Consider the following 16,101-nt stretch of genomic DNA (forward strand, 5'->3'; position numbering starts at 1 on the left):
TCGCCGGGGGGCTCGTACGATCAACCCATGCCGCCGCCGACCTCCACCACCGGTCGCGCGCCGTTGCGCCGGGCGGCGGAGTGGGTGCTGTTGACCCAGGTGACCGGCAGCCTCGCGTACGCCGACGAACGCCGCCTGATCCACGAGGTGCCCACCCTGCTGACTACGACCGCATGACCACAGGACCGCATGACCACAGGACCGCATCGACAGACTTCGGATGAGTGGGACAGGCTGTTCGGATGAGTGGGACAGGCTGTGACGATGCGTGAGAAGGGACCCGGGCGGCGCCGTCGTGGACCTCGTTGGGCGGCGATGCTCGCGGCGCTGGCCCTGTTCGCCGTGGCCGTGCCCGGGGTCTGCGCGGCCTCGGCTTCGGCTTCGGCCCCCGCGTCGGCCGGGGGAGTCCTCGTCGAACCGGTTACCCACCACGGTTCATCTACAAGAACACCACGATCTTCCGCATCTTCATCCACCGATAAATCGAATAATTTGCCATCTATCACTCCGAGTGACACGGCAGCCAGGCCCGGTGGTTCGCCGAACCCGGTGACGATCGATCTGGATGAGGTAAGTCCCCCCACCCCGGGGGGCTCGACCATGCTCTCCGTCAGCGGCCAGCTCATCACCACGGTCGGGGAGCCGCTGGCCCACCTCTCCATGAGCCTGTGGATAGGCGCCAGGGTGACCTCACGCGGGCAGCTGGCCACCCTGACCGATGACCCGGCCACGGCGAGAACACGCAGCTACCGCCAGGTGGTCCTCGCGAACGGCGACGGCACCCAGCCGCTGGCCGCCCCGCCCACCCAGGGTGCCGCGCCCGTGCCCTTCCGGATCGCCGCCGATCGCGCCGCGCTGGACCTGCCGCCGAGCCTGGGGGTGTACCCGATCCAGCTACGGATTACCGGCTCCGTCGGGGGCCGCGCCGCGGCACCGATCGGCGCGGCCTACACCTTCCTGGTCTGGGCGCCGAATCCGCAGCAGCCGAGGACGCCGATCGCCGCGGTCCTGCCGATCGCAGATCAGCCGCGCCTGCGCTCGGACGGCCGGCTGACCGACAACGCGCTCGCGGACGAGGTGAAGCCGGGCGGCCGGCTGTCCCGACTGCTGACCGCCGCCGCGCCGCCGGTCACGCTCGCCGTCGATCCGACCCTGGTGCAGGCGCTGACCATCATGGCGCAGCCGGGCGGCTACGACTACGCCACCCCGGGCGGGCCCGTTCATGCGCAGGCGAACGCCGATGCGGCCCTTTTTCTCTCCGACATCGTGCGCTTCGCCGAGCACGGAGGCATGGTGTTCGCGCTGCCCTACGGGGATGCCGATCTGACCGCGCTCGTCCACGCCCGGAAGCTGGACACGATGAAGTACGCCGTCAAGACTGGCGAAGTTGTGCTGGCCCAACTGTTGGGGCGTGCCCCCCTACAGAAGGGCACCATCGCATACCCCGCCGACGGGTCGGCGGACGCCACCACCGTGGACGTACTGCGCCAGCTGGAGGTCGGGACTGTGATCCTCGATGACCAGCTGCTACCCCCCACGACGAAGATCACCTATACCCCGTCAGCGACCGTCAGCCTCGCCACCTCGGCCGGACCGATCCAGGCGCTCGCGGCCGACCGCCGGCTCACCAGGATCGCAACCGCCTACACCGGGCTGCCCGACGGTCCCGACTTCGGGACGGCCCTGGCACGCCTGCGGGCCGAACTCGGCATGATCACCGCCGAACGACCCGAGCAACGGTTCCAGGTCCTGGCGCTGCCCCGGGACTGGGATCCGCCGAGCGACTGGGCACGGTCGGTACTCGACACCCTCACCAGCGGCTACTCCACCTCGGTGGGACTCGACGCAGGTGCCGGGGGCCAGGGCCGCCCGGTCGACCGGCCGGGCCGGCTCGTCTACCCGGCCGAGGCACAGGCCCGCGAACTGCCGGCCAACTACCTCACCGCCGTCGAGGACGTCCTCGACGAGGTGCAGGCCCTGAGCCCCGTGCTGTGCCCGCCCAGGCGCGGTCCCAGGTGCCAGCTGCAGCTCATCAACCCGATGAAGAACGCGCTTGTCACGGCGGCCTCCGCCGCGTGGCGGGGAGACCGCAGGGTTGACGGTGTGTCGTTGAGCCAGCAGGTGGACGGGGAGGCGTCCGCGATCCGCAACGGAATCCAGGTGGTGGCCTCCCGCAGCGTCAACCTGACGAGCAAACGTGGGCTGGTCCCGATCACCTTGGAGAACAACACCCAATACGAGGTCACTGTGGTGCTCGCCTTCTCTTCGACCAACCGGTCCCGGCTGCGCTCGCCAGCCCGGCAGACACTCCGCCTTCCCCCAGGGCAGAAGGCTCAGGTCGAGATCGGGATGGAGGCCGAAGGTGCGGGAACGTTTCCCCTCGAGATCCGCAAACTCAACCTCGACGGGCAGGCGCTGTCCAAGGAACCACCGAACCGGGTTCTCGTCCGGTCCACCGTCTACGGCGCCATCGCGACCGCGATCACCATCGGTGCCATCGGCGTGCTGCTCCTGGCGGTCATCATCCGCCTGGCGCGACGGCTACGGGCCCGCCTGCGTGGGGCCGAGGACGACCTGGGTAGACCGGCGGGTCCGCACGAGGCTACGACCGGGCCGACTGCCCCGCTCTACCCGGTGGACCAGGTGAACCAGGTCGATCCGGTCACCCCCACCGGTCCGCTCACTCCCGCAGCCTCGGTCTCGACCCGGCATAGTGGCGACGACGAGCGCGAAGCCGCCACCTCGACTACGACGACGCCGGTGGTACGGACGGCCGTCCGGCGCTATGACGACCAGGACCGAGACACCCTTCGCCACGGCCTCGACAGCCAGGAGGACACCGGCGACTCGGCGGCCACAACTCCCTTCCGACGGCGACGGAGCGGCCCATGACGCCGGTCGAGGAGGAGGGCCGGTCTGGGGCCCGGCATCGCAGGGGTGCTACCGACCCCCGGCGTGGTCGCGGTACCGGCGGTGGACCGTCGGACCGGGACCCACCCGATGTCGGGTACTGCGACGAGGACGGCTACCCGGCAACCGAACGCCCGGCCCGGTTCCCCCCGGACCAGTCGTATCCCGGTTATCCCTGGCAGACCCGTCCGGAGCAGCCAGATCCGGACCGGGGACCCGCGCGCCGGCCCCGGCACTCCGAACGGGACCATCCGAAACGGGACCATCCGGAACGGGAGCACCCTGTCGACCCGGACGGACGCCGTGGCGCGCCACGGTTCGACGCGCCACGGTTCAACGCGCCACGGTTCGACGCGCCACGGTTCGACGCGCCGCGCCATGAAGACCGGCGGCAGGGCGACCCGCGGTACGACGGCGCGCCCTACGACGGCGGCCCGCGCCACCCGGACCCGCGCTATGACGATCCCGCGAGCTCCCGCGACAAGCGGTATCCGCGATCCGCAGACCGCCGCCCCGCTCCCGGCGCTCCGCGCATGACCGCCGGCGAGCAGACCCGGAAGCTTCCCGCCACATCGGGCCCACCACCGCCGCCTCCCCATGTGCCGCCTCCGTCGGAAGGAGGTCCCCCGCCGGGGCCACGCGTACCGGAACGATCGCAACGCGGCACCCCGCCGCTGGACGACGGGCGGACGAGCCGGCTGCCGACCCCGCCCGGGGTCGGCCCTGTCATCCCCATCGGACGATCCTCATGGCGGGACGCCCCAGACCGCCCAGACCGCCCAGAGCCTGCGGCGCGTCCGGAGCGACGCACCCGAGCAGACCGTTCCCGTCGTGACGGCGACGAGCGCCGTCGGCCGTCCTTGAGCGAGTCCAGGCCGACGGTGGCACTTCCTCGCAGCAACGTCCGCCGCATCCCCCCCGAACCGGCCCGACGAGACACCGGCCCGGCGCCGCGCGACAGCGCAACGGCGCCGCGCGACAGCGCAACCATGCAGGCCGGCAGGCCGGCCGAGGCCGGGCCCGGCCTAGGCCGGGCCAGTGGAACCATGGCGATCGGCACGATCGTCTCCCGGGCATCCGGGTTCCTGCGGACCGTCGCGATCGCCGCGGCGATCGGGACCGGTGCGGTGAGCCAGGCCTACAACGTCGCCAACACCACGCCGAACATCCTCTACGACCTGCTCCTCGGCGGCGTCCTCACGAGCGTCGTGGTGCCGGTCATGGTCCGCACCGCGAAGGAGGATCCCGACGGGGGGGACGCGTTCGCGTCGTCGCTGCTCACACTCATGATCCTCGGCCTCGGGGCCGTCGTGGCAGTGGGCATGCTGATCGCCCCGTGGATCATCAGTCTCTACCTGCACGCCGGCTCCGACGAGCGGGCGCTCGCCGCCACGATGCTGCGGTGGTTCCTGCCGCAGATCGTCTTCTACGGGGTAGGCGCGACGATCGGGGCGATCCTCAACGTCAGACAGTCGTTCACCGCGCCCATGTTCGCCCCGATCCTGAACAATCTGCTGGTCATCGTCACCTGTCTGGGCTTCACCTATTTCATCGCGGGGCCGCGCCCGCCGGGTGTGGACGGGCCGAAGGCCATCACCGGCACCCAGGTGACGGTGCTCTGCGCCGGGACGACGCTGGGCGTCGTCGTCATGACCCTCGCGCTGCTCCCCTCGCTGCGCAAGGTCGGTTTCCACTACCGGCCGCGGTTGGACATGCGGCATCCCGAACTGCGCTCGACGGCCCGGCTGGCGGGGTGGACGCTGCTGTTCGTCGTGATCAGCCAGGCCGGCTATCTGGTGATCGTCAACCTGTCGACGGCGACGACCGCCTATACGATCTACACGTACGGATACCAGATCTTCCAGCTCCCGTACGCCATCATCGGCGTCTCGGTCATCACCGCGCTGTTGCCGAGGATGAGCGGGCACGCCGCCCAGGGGCGCAGCGACCTGGTGCGGGCCGACATCTCGATGGCGACCCGGATCACGATCACCGCGATCGTGCCCGCAGCCCTGTTCATCCTCGCCCTGGGTCGGCCGATCGCCGTCGCCGTGTTCCATCACGGCGCGACCGGCTACGGCGACGCTGTGGACATCGGCGACACCCTCAGCGCCTTCGCCCTGGCCCTCGTGCCGTTCTCCCTGTTCCAGGTGCAGCTACGGGTGTTCTACGCCTACCAGGACAGTCGCACCCCGGCACTGGTCAACATCGGGGTCGTGGCGGTGAACGTCATCGGTGCCCTGGTCCTCACCGTGGTCGTGCCCGAGGAGCACCGGGCCGTCGCGCTGGCGCTCTCCTTCGCCACCGCCTACCTGATGGGCCTCGCTGCGACGAGCGCCCTGTTGCACCGGCGGCTCGGGGGAATCGATGGCAATCGCACCGTGCGGGTCATCACCCGGGTCGCGATCTCGGCCGGGATCGGCGCCGTCCTCGCGTCGCTGCTCGCCCGAGGTGTCCGCGCGGTCGTGGGTGAGGGGTGGCTTGGTTCCGGGATCGCGGTGGTGCTCGCCGCGGCCGTGGGAGGCGGGCTCTTCCTCGCGGTCGGCACCCGGACGGGGATACACGAGATCAACGCCCTGCTGGCGGAGGTGAACGGACGACTCGGCGGCCGGCTGCCCCGACCGCCGGGACGGTCATCGCAACGCGACTGACCGGCGGTGATGGCACCTACGGGCCAGCCGAGACGATCCCGCCGGCACCAGGAAGATCCTTGTCGTCGTTGCTCTCGGGGCATCCTCGCACGTCACCGGAAGAACCGGCTCGCCGATCGTCACAGTCGGTACACATGGGCGGGTTGTCCCAAGACATTCGCGAGATCCTCCTGACCTCCTCGTACACTGGACACGCTGTGCGCGGGCCCCACCCAACGTCGCCGGTGAACCAGGCGCAGCCTCCCGCTCGTCGCTTCGTTCATCGAGGCGGCTGGTCAGAGCGACGGAGGGTACCCGGGTGTCCGCCTACGGTGGCGGCACGCTGGGCGGAACCCCTGCCCGGGTGAGGTAGGGAAGCCGACGGCGGATTGTGGACGCCGGGCCCGTGGACGACGGAGGCGCTGTGGTCGACGGAAGCAACCGACCGCAGGCCGGGGACGTCGATAACGACGTGAACCCGAACGCGCCCGGAGTCCGGGGTGCGACGCCGCCCTCCGGCACCGCCATCCTCGCCGAGTCCGTGCTCGACCGCCGCTACCGTCTGCTCTCCGCATTGACGACCCGTGGGCCTGTCACCCTCTGGCGAGGCGACGACAAGGTGCTCGCCCGACCGGTGGCGGTGCGCATCGTCGAGCACGGCCCCGCGTCCGCGGGCGGCGGGCCGGCCACGGATCCGGAGCAGGAGCAGGCGGCCCGTCGGCTTCTCACCGCGGCGATCAACTCCGGTCGGCTGGTGCATCCCGGGGCCGCCTCGACCTACGACGCCACCACTACCACGGCCGAGTCCCGACGCATCTCCTACGTCGTCTCGGAATGGGTGGACGGCAAAACGCTGCGTCAGCTTTCCACCGACGGGCCGCTACGCCCGGAGCAGGCCGGCGCCGTGGTGCTCGCCGCGGCCCGAGTCATCGCCGCGGCACACGAGCGCGGCATCCATCACGGTGACCTGAACCCCGGTGACGTCATCGTCTCCAGCCACGGCACCGTCAAGGTCATCGACCTGGAGATCGGCGGGGTGCTCGCGGAACTCGACGGTTCCCTCCCCGCGACGGAGCTCGACGGGCACGGCAGGCAGCCCGACCAGAGTGGGATCGGCGGGGACGACGGTTCCGGCCCAGGCACGGCCGACCGCGCGGGCGGCGGCTCCGACGCCACGGCGGTGAATCCCGACCTGATCGCCGCAGCCGACGTCCGGGCGCTCGGTGGCCTGCTGTATGCCGGGCTCACCGGTTACTGGCCCCTTGGCGGGGACCGCGGTCTGCCCACCGCACCCACCTCGGGCGGCCGGCTGCGGACTCCCCGACAGGTCGCCTCGTCAGTTCCGCGTGATCTCGACGCCATCACCATGGCCACCCTCGGCGACGATCGGGTCGGAGCGCCCATCACCACGGCTGCCGACCTGGTTGAGGAGCTGGAGTCGATCAACCCGGTGGACGCCGTGCTCGACACCGGGTTGATGAGCCTCAGCGACGCCCCGCCCAGCACCGAGGCGATGGATGTGGACGCCTTCGCCTCCTCGGACTACCTCGCGCCGGGTAATTCCCCGGCGCAGGGCCGCTATGCCGACACGGCCGGCTACCCCGGCCCCGCCCACGCCCGGTACGACACCCAGGTGGAAGGCCCCCGCGGGTCGCGCGCTGGCGGGACCGGCTACGGCCGCGGCGGATACGACGACCGCGGCGGATACGACGACCGCGGCGGATACGACGACCGCGGCGGATACGACGACCGCGGCGGATACGACGACCGCGGCGGATACGACGACCGCGGCGGATACGACGACCGCGGCTATCCCGCCGGGGGTGGCGGTTACCCGGCGGGATCCGACCGCTACCCGCCTGGTTCCGGTCCGAAGCGCCGCGGCGGGCCGTCGCTGGGACGGGCCGTGCCGTGGATCGCCCTGGTGGTGGTCGTCGCGATCGCGGTGGTCGCCGTGATCGCCCTGCGTGACGACGGCGGAAAGAACAACACCCCCAAACCCGGCACCTCGACCACGGTGCCGGCAACCCCCACCGGAACCATCCTCAAGCCGAGCAGCACGGACTCCTTCGACCCGCTCGCACCTGCGGGTGAACCCAAAACCGAGAAACCGGCGGATGTCGGCAAGGCATTCGACGGGAACACGTCGACGGAGTGGACGACGAGCAACTACACCAGCGCGACGTTCGGCAACCTCAAGCCGGGTGTCGGGCTGCGCATGGCGTTTCCGCAGAAGATCCTGCCCACCTCGGTCACCGTGACGGTCGGCAGCCTGGGTCCGGTGTCGTTCGAGCTGCGCAGCGGCGACAGGCTGTCGGATTCACTCGACGGCTTCGACCGCGTGGTCGCCCAGAAGTCAGGCGCCAGCGGCACGGTGGTCCTGCCGATGTCGTCGGACGTGAACCCCTCGCAGTACTGGGTGCTGTGGCTGACCTCGCTGCCGTCGAACGCCGGGCAGTACCGCGGGTCGATCGCGGAGATCACGTTCCGGTCCTGACGGGAGGACGGTGAGAGTCCCGGTCCACCCGCCGAGGTCCTGGTGACCGCCCCGACGCCGAGCTGGACCGCGCCGCCGTACCGCCCGCCCGACGCTGCCCATGACGACTACCCCGAAAGGCCATATTCGTGATCCGGCCGATCCCGGCGAGTGCGTCGCCGAGCATGACCCGCCCCTGGGCGTCGAGGACGCGCTGGACTGGCTGACGCCCGGGTTGCGGACCGCCGTGGTGCTGGTGGACGTGGCAGGGGACCCGTCGCCGAGACGGCGGGACTGCTGGGAGTTCCGGTCGGGACGGTGAAAAGCCGGCGCTCGCACGGCCGCGCGCAGCTCGCCGTCCTGCTGGATCCCCCTGGCCAGGGAACCCGGCGGCTTCGCCCGCCGTCTCAGAAGGAAGACACCAGGATGCGGCGGGCTCACCGGGGCGGCAGCCCGTTACCCGAGGTCGGCCAGTCGGCCGCGGCCCCGCGGGCGCGGCCGACGCCATCCGGATCTGCCGAAGGAGGTGATCAGCAATGGCGACTGAGCCTGCGGGGGACCGACGTCAACCGGCGGCTCCCTCCGGTCCCTTCCCGGCGGGTCGCCGCTTCCGCACGCACGGGCATCACCCGGACGCCGAGCTGCTGGACGCCTTCACGGACGGAGAGCCGCTCCCCCGCTCCGTCCGCGAGCATATCGAGGGCTGCGTCTCATGCCAGGAGTCGATGGTCGCTCTGCGCAGGGTCCGTACGGACCTCTCCCGCCTGGCGACCCTGACGATGCCCGGCGAGGTGGCCGAACGCCTCCAGGCCACGCTGGCGGCCCACGCACCTGCTCCCTCTCGGCCGGGACCGGGCCGGAACCCGGCCACGCCGACCGGTCCGGGGCCCGCGAGCTCCGGCTTCGTCGGCACCGCGGGAGCCGCCGGGGTCACCGGCACGGAACCCCTCATGGGGGATACCGCGGCCGTCCACACCGGTACGGGGGATGACACGGGGCGTGCCGGTGCCGTAGGCGCCGGCACCGGTGGGCGGGCGGCGAGTGGCAACGGGCCAAGGCGACCCGGCCGAGGTCAGGCGGGGGCTGGGCTCGCAGACCGCCAGCCGGCCTGGCACCGGGATCCGCGGAACCGTCCGGATGCGCCGGGTACTCCAGGTAGGCCGGGTACTCCAGGTACACCAGGTGCGCGCCCCCGACGGGACTGGGTGTCCATCGTGGCGGTCTGCATCGCCTTCATCACCTTCGGGGCGGCGATCTTCGTGTACCACGGTCTGCGGAGCGCCAACGTCGATCACAGGGTGGCGGTGTCCAACCCCGTGGACAGCTCCGGCCCGACCGGCGGCTCGGTGGTGGCCGAATACGGCTCCGCCAGCTCCGTTCCCCTTACCGTGATGGCGCTCTCGCAGACGAGCGTCGCTCCCTCGGACGTCGTGCGGCACGGCCGGGAACTGCTGGCCGGCCGGATCCCGGGGTCCGCGGCGCTGCCGCTCGTGCCGTCCGCGCCCGCGGCGGCCGGCCGCACGACGACCCCTGCGACGGTGGACGTCGACCGGTTGCGCTCGGTGCTGGACACCCCTGACCTGCGTCCGTGCTACCAGAGCCTGACGGCGCAGACGGGTGGCACAATCCTCGCTGTCGACCGCGTCGTCTACAACGACCAGCCGGCGCTGTTGATCGTGCTCTCCGTGCCCATGCAACCGGCGGTGGCCAGGGTGCTGGTCGTCGACGCCCACTGCGGCGTCACCACCGTCTCCACCGCGCAGTGGTACAGCGTGTCCACGCTGCGGCATTGAGGTGGGGGTTGGGCGCATCGCGGGGGCCGGGAGCCCGGCCGTGGCGCGCACCGGTGGCGGGCGCGGATGGAATCAGATGCCCGCGGAGACGGTTGTCGCTGTCGGACACCATCTCCATGGACGGACCGATAAACGAGGAACTCGGATGAAGCCGGGGCGACAGGTACCGGCGAGGGCCCACCCGGCTCACAGGGATCCCGTAGCGTGAAAGGAGCGGGTGTGACAGCCCAGGAGGACGGCCAGGATGTCACCGGCCGCAGCAGCCAGCCCGACGGCGATGACGACATACGCGATGTCGTCATCGTCGGTTCGGGCCCGGCAGGGTACACGGCCGCTGTCTACACCGCCCGGGCCAACCTACGGCCACTCGTGTTCGAGGGCGCGGTATCGGCCGGCGGAGCGCTCATGAACACCACCGAGGTGGAGAACTTTCCTGGGTTTCCGGACGGCATCCAGGGTCCGGAGCTGATGGAGAACCTGCGACGGCAGGCGGAGCGGTTCGGAGCCGAGCTGGCGGCCGACGACGTCACCGAGCTCGACCTCGCGGCGAACCCAAAGGTCGTCAGGATCGAGGACAGGACCTACCTCGCCCGCACGGTCATCGTCGCCACCGGTTCGGCCTACCGCATGCTCGGCGTCGAGCACGAGGAGCGGTTGCTCGGCCGCGGGGTCTCCGCCTGTGCGACCTGCGACGGCTTCTTCTTCCGGGATCAGGACATCGCGGTGGTTGGCGGGGGCGACTCGGCGATGGAGGAGGCGACCTTCCTGACCCGCTTCGCCCGCTCGGTGACGGTGATCCACCGACGGGACAAACTCCGGGCCAGTGCGATCATGCAGGAGCGGGCCTTCGCCAACGAGAAGATCCGGTTCCGGTGGAACGCCGAGGTCACCGAGCTCCTGGGCGCGGACAAGCTCACCGGCGTCCGGCTGCGCGACACCGTCACCGGCGAGGCGAAGGATCTTCCGGTCACCGGGCTGTTCGTCGCTATCGGTCACCTTCCGCGTACCGAACTCGTCCGTGGTCAGCTCGACCTCGACGACGCCGGCTACATCTCGGTCGCGCACCCGACCACGAAGACGAACCTGGACGGGGTCTTCGCCTGTGGCGACGTGGTCGACCACACCTACCGCCAGGCCATCACCGCGGCCGGCACGGGCTGCGCCGCCGCGCTCGACGCGGAGCGCTTCATCGCCGCCGGGGAGGGTCCGGGCGAGGTGACCACCGTGGCTCCCCGGGTCGTGACCCCGACGCCGCAACCCGCCTGATCCGGGCATCTGTCCGGGCATCTGTCCGGGCAGCCGATCAGGCGGCGCCGGAGCAGGCCTGCCCGACCCGGCTGTCCGAAGGCCATTCGGGCACCGTCCGCGGGCCACCACCGGCCTGTTGATCGCCTACCCGTCCACCAAAAGATCATCCATCAGGGAGAACAACATGGCAGGTTCCATCACCCCCGTGACCGACAGCACCTTCGTGACCGAGGTGCTGGAGAGCGACAAACCGGTCCTGGTGGACTTCTGGGCCGAGTGGTGCGGCCCTTGCAAGATGGTCGCACCCGTCTTGGAGGAGATCGCTAAAGAGCATGGCGAGAAGCTCCGGGTCGTCAAGCTGAACATCGACGAGAACCCGGAGACCGCCCGGAACTACCAGATCATGTCGATCCCGACCATGGCTGTGTTCGTCAAGGGCGTGATCGACAAGATCATCGTCGGCGCGAAGCCGAAGGCCGCCCTGCTGCGTGACCTCTCGGCCTACATCTGATCTCGTCACGCGGTCGTTCCACCGTCGGCCCGCCGGGTGTGATCCCGGCGGGCCGACATCGTTCCCGGACCGGTCCGCGCCGGTTCGCCCACGACAACCGGATACCACGTGCGGACCGGGAACTTTCTCCCGCCGTCACGAGCATCGGGGGAGTATCACGGCGGCCCGGTCACGCATGGTCAATACTGGAGGATCCGGTTCGCGGCCGGTCGAGACCGCGCGGGCATGCCCTAGGCTTGAGATTCAGCAATCGGCCGTCGGCGCATCATTCGTCGACGCGGTGGCCCCGACCATCGGGTTTCGCCAGGGGCACCGGGTTTCGCCAGGGGCACGTTGGGCAGGCGAGCTGAAAGGTATGCATCGGTGAAGCTGCTGCGTCTGGGAGACCAAGGTTCCGCCGTCGCCGAGGTTCGGGCAGCCCTGACCTATCTTGGTTTTCTTCCCGTGACGCCCCGGCAGAGCCGGGATCCGGCCGGCCCAGGTAAGGGTGACCCAGGTAAGGGTGACCCGGATAGAGGTGTTACCTCCGCCGCGGACCCGTCCCAGGACACGCGGGTCCCGGCTGTCGACGGTACTCTCGGCGGTGTTCCGGCCGAGCCTGCCGATCGGTTCGACCGAGATCTCGACAACGCGCTGCGCGCCTTTCAGCAGAGCCGGGGGCTGTCCGCCGACGGGATACTCGGTCCGGACACGGCGCGTGCCTTGGAGGAGGCACGCCACAAGCTCGGCGACCGTCTGCTCTACCACAGCCCCGCGTACCCTTTTGTCGGCGATGACGTGGCGGCGCTCCAGGAACGCCTGTTCAACATGGGTTTCGACGTCGGCCGCACGGATGGGATCTTCGGGCCACGCACCGAGTCCGCGGTCCGCGACTTCCAGCGCAACCGGGGTCTCGATCCGGACGGCCAATGCGGGCCACACACCCTGCGCGAGCTCAAACGCCTGCAGCGCACGGTCACTGGTGGCCGTCCTGACATGCTGCGGGAGTCCGTCCGGCTGTTGGCCCACGGCTCCTCGCTGCTCGGGGTCGTCGTCGCCATCGATCCCGGCCACGGTGGCGACGATCCGGGCATCGTCCGCGGCAACCTGTGCGAACGGGATCTCATGGCCGACCTCGCCGCTCGGATGTCCACGCGGCTACTCGACTCGGGCCTGCGGGCGCACCTCATCCACGGCCTGGACGAGTCCCCCAGCGAGGAGGAGCGGGCCGCGCGGGCGAACGAACTCGAAGCGGATCTCCTGATCTCGCTGCACGCCGACAGCAGTCCATCCCCGCGCGCCCAGGGGGTGTCGGCCTACTACTACGGCAACGCGCGCGGGTCGTCCGCCGTGGGTGAGCGCTTCGCCCAGCTCGTCCACCGCGAGATCGTCTCCCGGACCGACATGCTGGACTGCCGCACCCATCCGAAGGTCTGGAGCCTGCTTCGGCGGACCCGGATGCCGGCCGTACGGCTCGACCTCGGATATCTGACAAACGAACATGACGCCAAGGCCCTTGGCTCCACCGCGTTCCGGGCAACCGTCGCCGAGGCGGTGCTCGCCGCGGCCCAACGACTCTTTCTCCCACCCGAGCAGGACGCGCCGACGGGCCAGCTTCACGTCCCCCGCCTCGCCGGCCGCACCTGACCGGCCACCGAGGCATTCCACCGACAAGGCTGACGTTTCACGTGAAACGAGGCCGGTGCGTCGATGGGGAAGATTCATGCTCGGCAGCCTAGGCTGATTCCGTGACAGCCTCCGCATCCGTCGACGTTGACCTCGGCTGCCGGAGGCCCGGTAGTCGACCCATGGAGCGCCTTTTCGATGAGCCGTCGCATCGCGAACATCACCCTGGACAACATCGACGATCTCCCGCTACCCTGCCGCCGCTGCGTCTTCTGGGAGCTCGATCCGGTGGCCCGGAGCCGCGCGGAGGAGGCTGGCGGCACCGGCCTCGAGAAGGAGGCGTGGGTTTCCCTGGCCCTCCTGGAATGGGGAAGCTGCGGAAAGATCGCCTATATCGACAACGTCCCGGCCGGATTCGTGATGTTCGCTCCGCCGGCCTACGTGCCTCGATCGGTGGCCTTTCCCACCAGCCCGGTCTCACCGGACGCGGTGCTGCTCATGACAGCGTCGATCGTCGATGAGTTCACCGGACAGGGGCTGGGGCGGATCCTGGTCCAGTCCGTCGCCAAGGACGTCATCCGCCGCGGCTTCAAGGCGGTGGAAGCGTTCGGTGACCTCCAGAACTCGGGCACCCGCTGCATCCTGCCCGCCGACTATCTCCTCGCGGTCGGTTTCAAGACGGTCCGGCCCCATCATCGATGGCCGCGGCTGCGGCTTGAGGTGAAGAACGCGGTGAGCTGGCGAGAGGACGTCGAGGTCGCCCTGGAACGTCTGCTGGGATCGATGACGCCGGAGGGCATGCTGCGCAAGGTCAGCCAGGCCGGCAATCTGGCCTGAGCACCACGATCTGGCCTGAGCACGGCGATGGCCCGGCACTCGGCGGGCAATCGGCAGACATGCGCGCGGCCACCGGGGGAGTCCGGCACAGCCCCGGGACCGCGCGATCCGCGTCCGGCTCAGGAAGCCCAGAGAACCCCGAGCGAACCCCGGGCCGGACGCCTAGTCCAACAAGCCGTCGACCGAGGCCGACGGCGACATCACGGTGACGATCCGCTCCAGATCCTCGATCGAGGCGAACTCGACCGTGATCTTCCCTTTACTGCGGCCCATGTCCACCTTCACGCGGGTCTCGAAGCGATCCGAGAGGCGGTCGGCGAGCCTCGCCAGGGCCGGTGAGGCGGCCCCTGGCGCCCGCGACGCCCGCTTACGCGGGGCCTCGTCGTCCAGTGCCACGATCTCCTCGACAGCCCGCACCGAGAGACCTTCCGCGACGATGCGGGTGGCGAGCCGATCCTGGGCGTCCGGATCCTGCAGCGAGAGCAGCGCGCGGGCATGACCCGCCGACAGCACGCCGGCCGCCACCCGCCTTTGTACCGCGGGCGAGAGCCCGAGCAGCCGGATCATGTTGGTGACATGCGACCGGGACCGCCCGAGCCGACTGGCCAGTTCCTCGTGCGTCGCCCCGAAGTCGCGGAGCAGCTGTTCGTACGCCGCAGCCTCCTCCAGCGGGTTGAGCTGCTGGCGGTGGAGATTCTCCAGCAGCGCGTCGCGCAGCATGGCGTCGTCCGCGGTCTCCCGCACGATGGCGGGAATCCGGGGAAGCTCGGCGATCTTCGATGCACGCCACCGGCGTTCACCCATGACGAGCTCGTAGCGCTCGGGGGCCACCTCGCGTACCACGATCGGCTGGAGCAGCCCGACCTCGCGGAGGCTCGCCGCCAGCTCTTCGAGGGCGTCCTCATCGAAGTGAGTCCTGGGCTGGCGCGGGTTCGGGCTGACCGACCCGACGGGGATCTCGCGGAAGGTCGCCCCGTGTACGGGCAGCGGCCCGGTGCCGTCGCCGGAGCCGCGATTCGTCCCCCGGCCGCCGTAGCCACTGGCGTAGTCGGCGTAGTCAGCCGAGGCGGTGCCCGCCTGACCGTCGAGGGGAGGGGGAGCAACCGGGATGAGTGCCCCCAGCCCTCGCCCCAGACCACTGCGCCGAGCACTCATCACGCCGCTCCATTCGAGTCCCGACCCCGTTCCGCGAGTTCGCGCGCCGCGGCCAGATAGGACAGCGAGCCGCGCGACGTCGGATCGTACGTCAGCGCGGACTGCCCATAGCTCGGCGCCTCCGCCAGACGCACGTTCCGGGGGATGGTAGTGGACAGCACCCGGTCCCCGAAGTGTTCCTTGACCTCATGGACGACCTGGTCGGCCAGTCTGGTCCGGGAGTCATACATCGTGAGCAGGATGGTCGACAGACGCAGCTCCTGGTTCAGGTGCGCCTGCACCAGTTCCACGTTGCGCAGCAACATGCCGAGGCCCTCCAGCGCGTAGTACTCACACTGGATCGGGATGAGCAGCTCACGGGCGGCCACGAGGGCATTGACGGTCAGCAGCCCGAGAGAGGGCGGGCAGTCGATGAAAACATAGTCGACGTCCCGTTGCATGCTCGCGATGGCCCGCCGCAGCCGATTCTCCCGCGCCACCAGCGACACCAGCTCGATCTCCGCGCCGGCAAGATCGATCGTTGCGGGCGCGCAGAACAGCCCCGACGCCTCGGCGGACTTCACGATGACCTCGTCGAGGGGTCGATCCCCCACCAGAACCTCGTAGATCGAGGGGACCCCGGAGTGATGGTTGACGCCGAGCGCCGTCGAGGCATTGCCCTGCGGGTCAAGATCGATCACCAGGACCCGGGAGCCATGAGATGCCAGCGCCGCCGCCAGGTTGACCGTCGTCGTCGTCTTCCCCACACCGCCCTTCTGGTTGGCGACCGAGATAATGCGCCGCCGGGTGGGGCGAGGGAATGGTTGTCGTCGTTCTACCGCCAGTGCTTCCACTGCTGCTGCCGCCGCCGCTCCGATCGGGGTCGAGGGATCGAGCAGGTCCAGTGCGGAGAGCGCGGAGTCATAGCCCCGCAAGCCCCCGCCCCTGGTCCCACCC

The 16,101-nt window shown here is 70.2% G+C and carries 12 protein-coding genes; 10 read left to right on the forward strand and 2 right to left on the reverse strand.

Annotation, left to right across the window (positions count from 1 at the left end; all coding sequences use genetic code 11):
• Positions 1-27: 27 nt before the first annotated feature.
• From AC08OO_RS06825 to AC08OO_RS06870, 10 genes are all read left to right on the forward strand, one after another.
• Complete coding sequence (locus AC08OO_RS06825; protein ID WP_023839965.1) at positions 28-177, forward strand: hypothetical protein; 150 nt, start codon at positions 28-30, stop codon at positions 175-177.
• Positions 178-315: 138 nt separating this feature from the next.
• The gene (locus AC08OO_RS06830; protein ID WP_476618332.1) at positions 316-2,892 is read left to right on the forward strand and encodes a DUF6049 family protein; all 2,577 of its coding nucleotides are present in this window, start codon (positions 316-318) and stop codon (positions 2,890-2,892) included.
• Positions 2,893-3,791: 899 nt separating this feature from the next.
• The gene (gene murJ / locus AC08OO_RS06835; RefSeq protein WP_476610307.1) at positions 3,792-5,561 is read left to right on the forward strand and encodes a murein biosynthesis integral membrane protein MurJ; all 1,770 of its coding nucleotides are present in this window, start codon (positions 3,792-3,794) and stop codon (positions 5,559-5,561) included.
• 403 nt (positions 5,562-5,964) lie between these two features.
• Positions 5,965-8,037, forward strand: coding sequence for a protein kinase family protein (locus tag AC08OO_RS06840; protein WP_476618330.1), 2,073 nt, complete (start codon positions 5,965-5,967; stop codon positions 8,035-8,037).
• Between the two features lie 100 nt (positions 8,038-8,137).
• Positions 8,138-8,338, forward strand: a complete 201-nt coding sequence (locus AC08OO_RS06845; RefSeq protein WP_476607262.1) for a hypothetical protein — start codon at positions 8,138-8,140, stop codon at positions 8,336-8,338.
• An 883-nt stretch (positions 8,339-9,221) separates the two neighbouring features.
• Positions 9,222-9,809, forward strand: coding sequence for a hypothetical protein (locus tag AC08OO_RS06850; protein ID WP_476610305.1), 588 nt, complete (start codon positions 9,222-9,224; stop codon positions 9,807-9,809).
• 219 nt (positions 9,810-10,028) lie between these two features.
• Positions 10,029-11,075 carry a thioredoxin-disulfide reductase gene (gene trxB, locus AC08OO_RS06855; protein ID WP_476609333.1) on the forward strand — a complete coding sequence of 349 codons (1,047 nt, stop codon included), beginning with the start codon at positions 10,029-10,031 and terminating at the stop codon, positions 11,073-11,075.
• 166 nt (positions 11,076-11,241) lie between these two features.
• Positions 11,242-11,568, forward strand: coding sequence for a thioredoxin (gene trxA / locus AC08OO_RS06860; protein WP_476607260.1), 327 nt, complete (start codon positions 11,242-11,244; stop codon positions 11,566-11,568).
• A 363-nt stretch (positions 11,569-11,931) separates the two neighbouring features.
• Positions 11,932-13,194 (forward strand): N-acetylmuramoyl-L-alanine amidase, encoded by a 1,263-nt coding sequence (locus AC08OO_RS06865; protein WP_476609332.1) that lies wholly within the window; start codon positions 11,932-11,934, stop codon positions 13,192-13,194.
• A 177-nt stretch (positions 13,195-13,371) separates the two neighbouring features.
• The gene (locus AC08OO_RS06870) at positions 13,372-14,010 is read left to right on the forward strand and encodes a GNAT family N-acetyltransferase (protein WP_476609331.1); all 639 of its coding nucleotides are present in this window, start codon (positions 13,372-13,374) and stop codon (positions 14,008-14,010) included.
• A 162-nt stretch (positions 14,011-14,172) separates the two neighbouring features.
• Here the strand turns inward: AC08OO_RS06870 and AC08OO_RS06875 are convergent, their stop codons facing one another.
• Both AC08OO_RS06875 and AC08OO_RS06880 read right to left on the reverse strand, forming a co-directional pair.
• Complete coding sequence (locus AC08OO_RS06875) at positions 14,173-15,165, reverse strand: ParB/RepB/Spo0J family partition protein (RefSeq protein ID WP_476609330.1); 993 nt, start codon at positions 15,163-15,165, stop codon at positions 14,173-14,175.
• Positions 15,165-16,101: ParA family protein (locus AC08OO_RS06880; protein WP_476618331.1), on the reverse strand; the 937-nt coding region annotated here is incomplete at its 5' end. The genes AC08OO_RS06875 and AC08OO_RS06880, both read right to left, overlap by 1 nt.

The sequence above is a fragment of the Frankia sp. CeCAU1 genome (assembly GCF_977971845.1).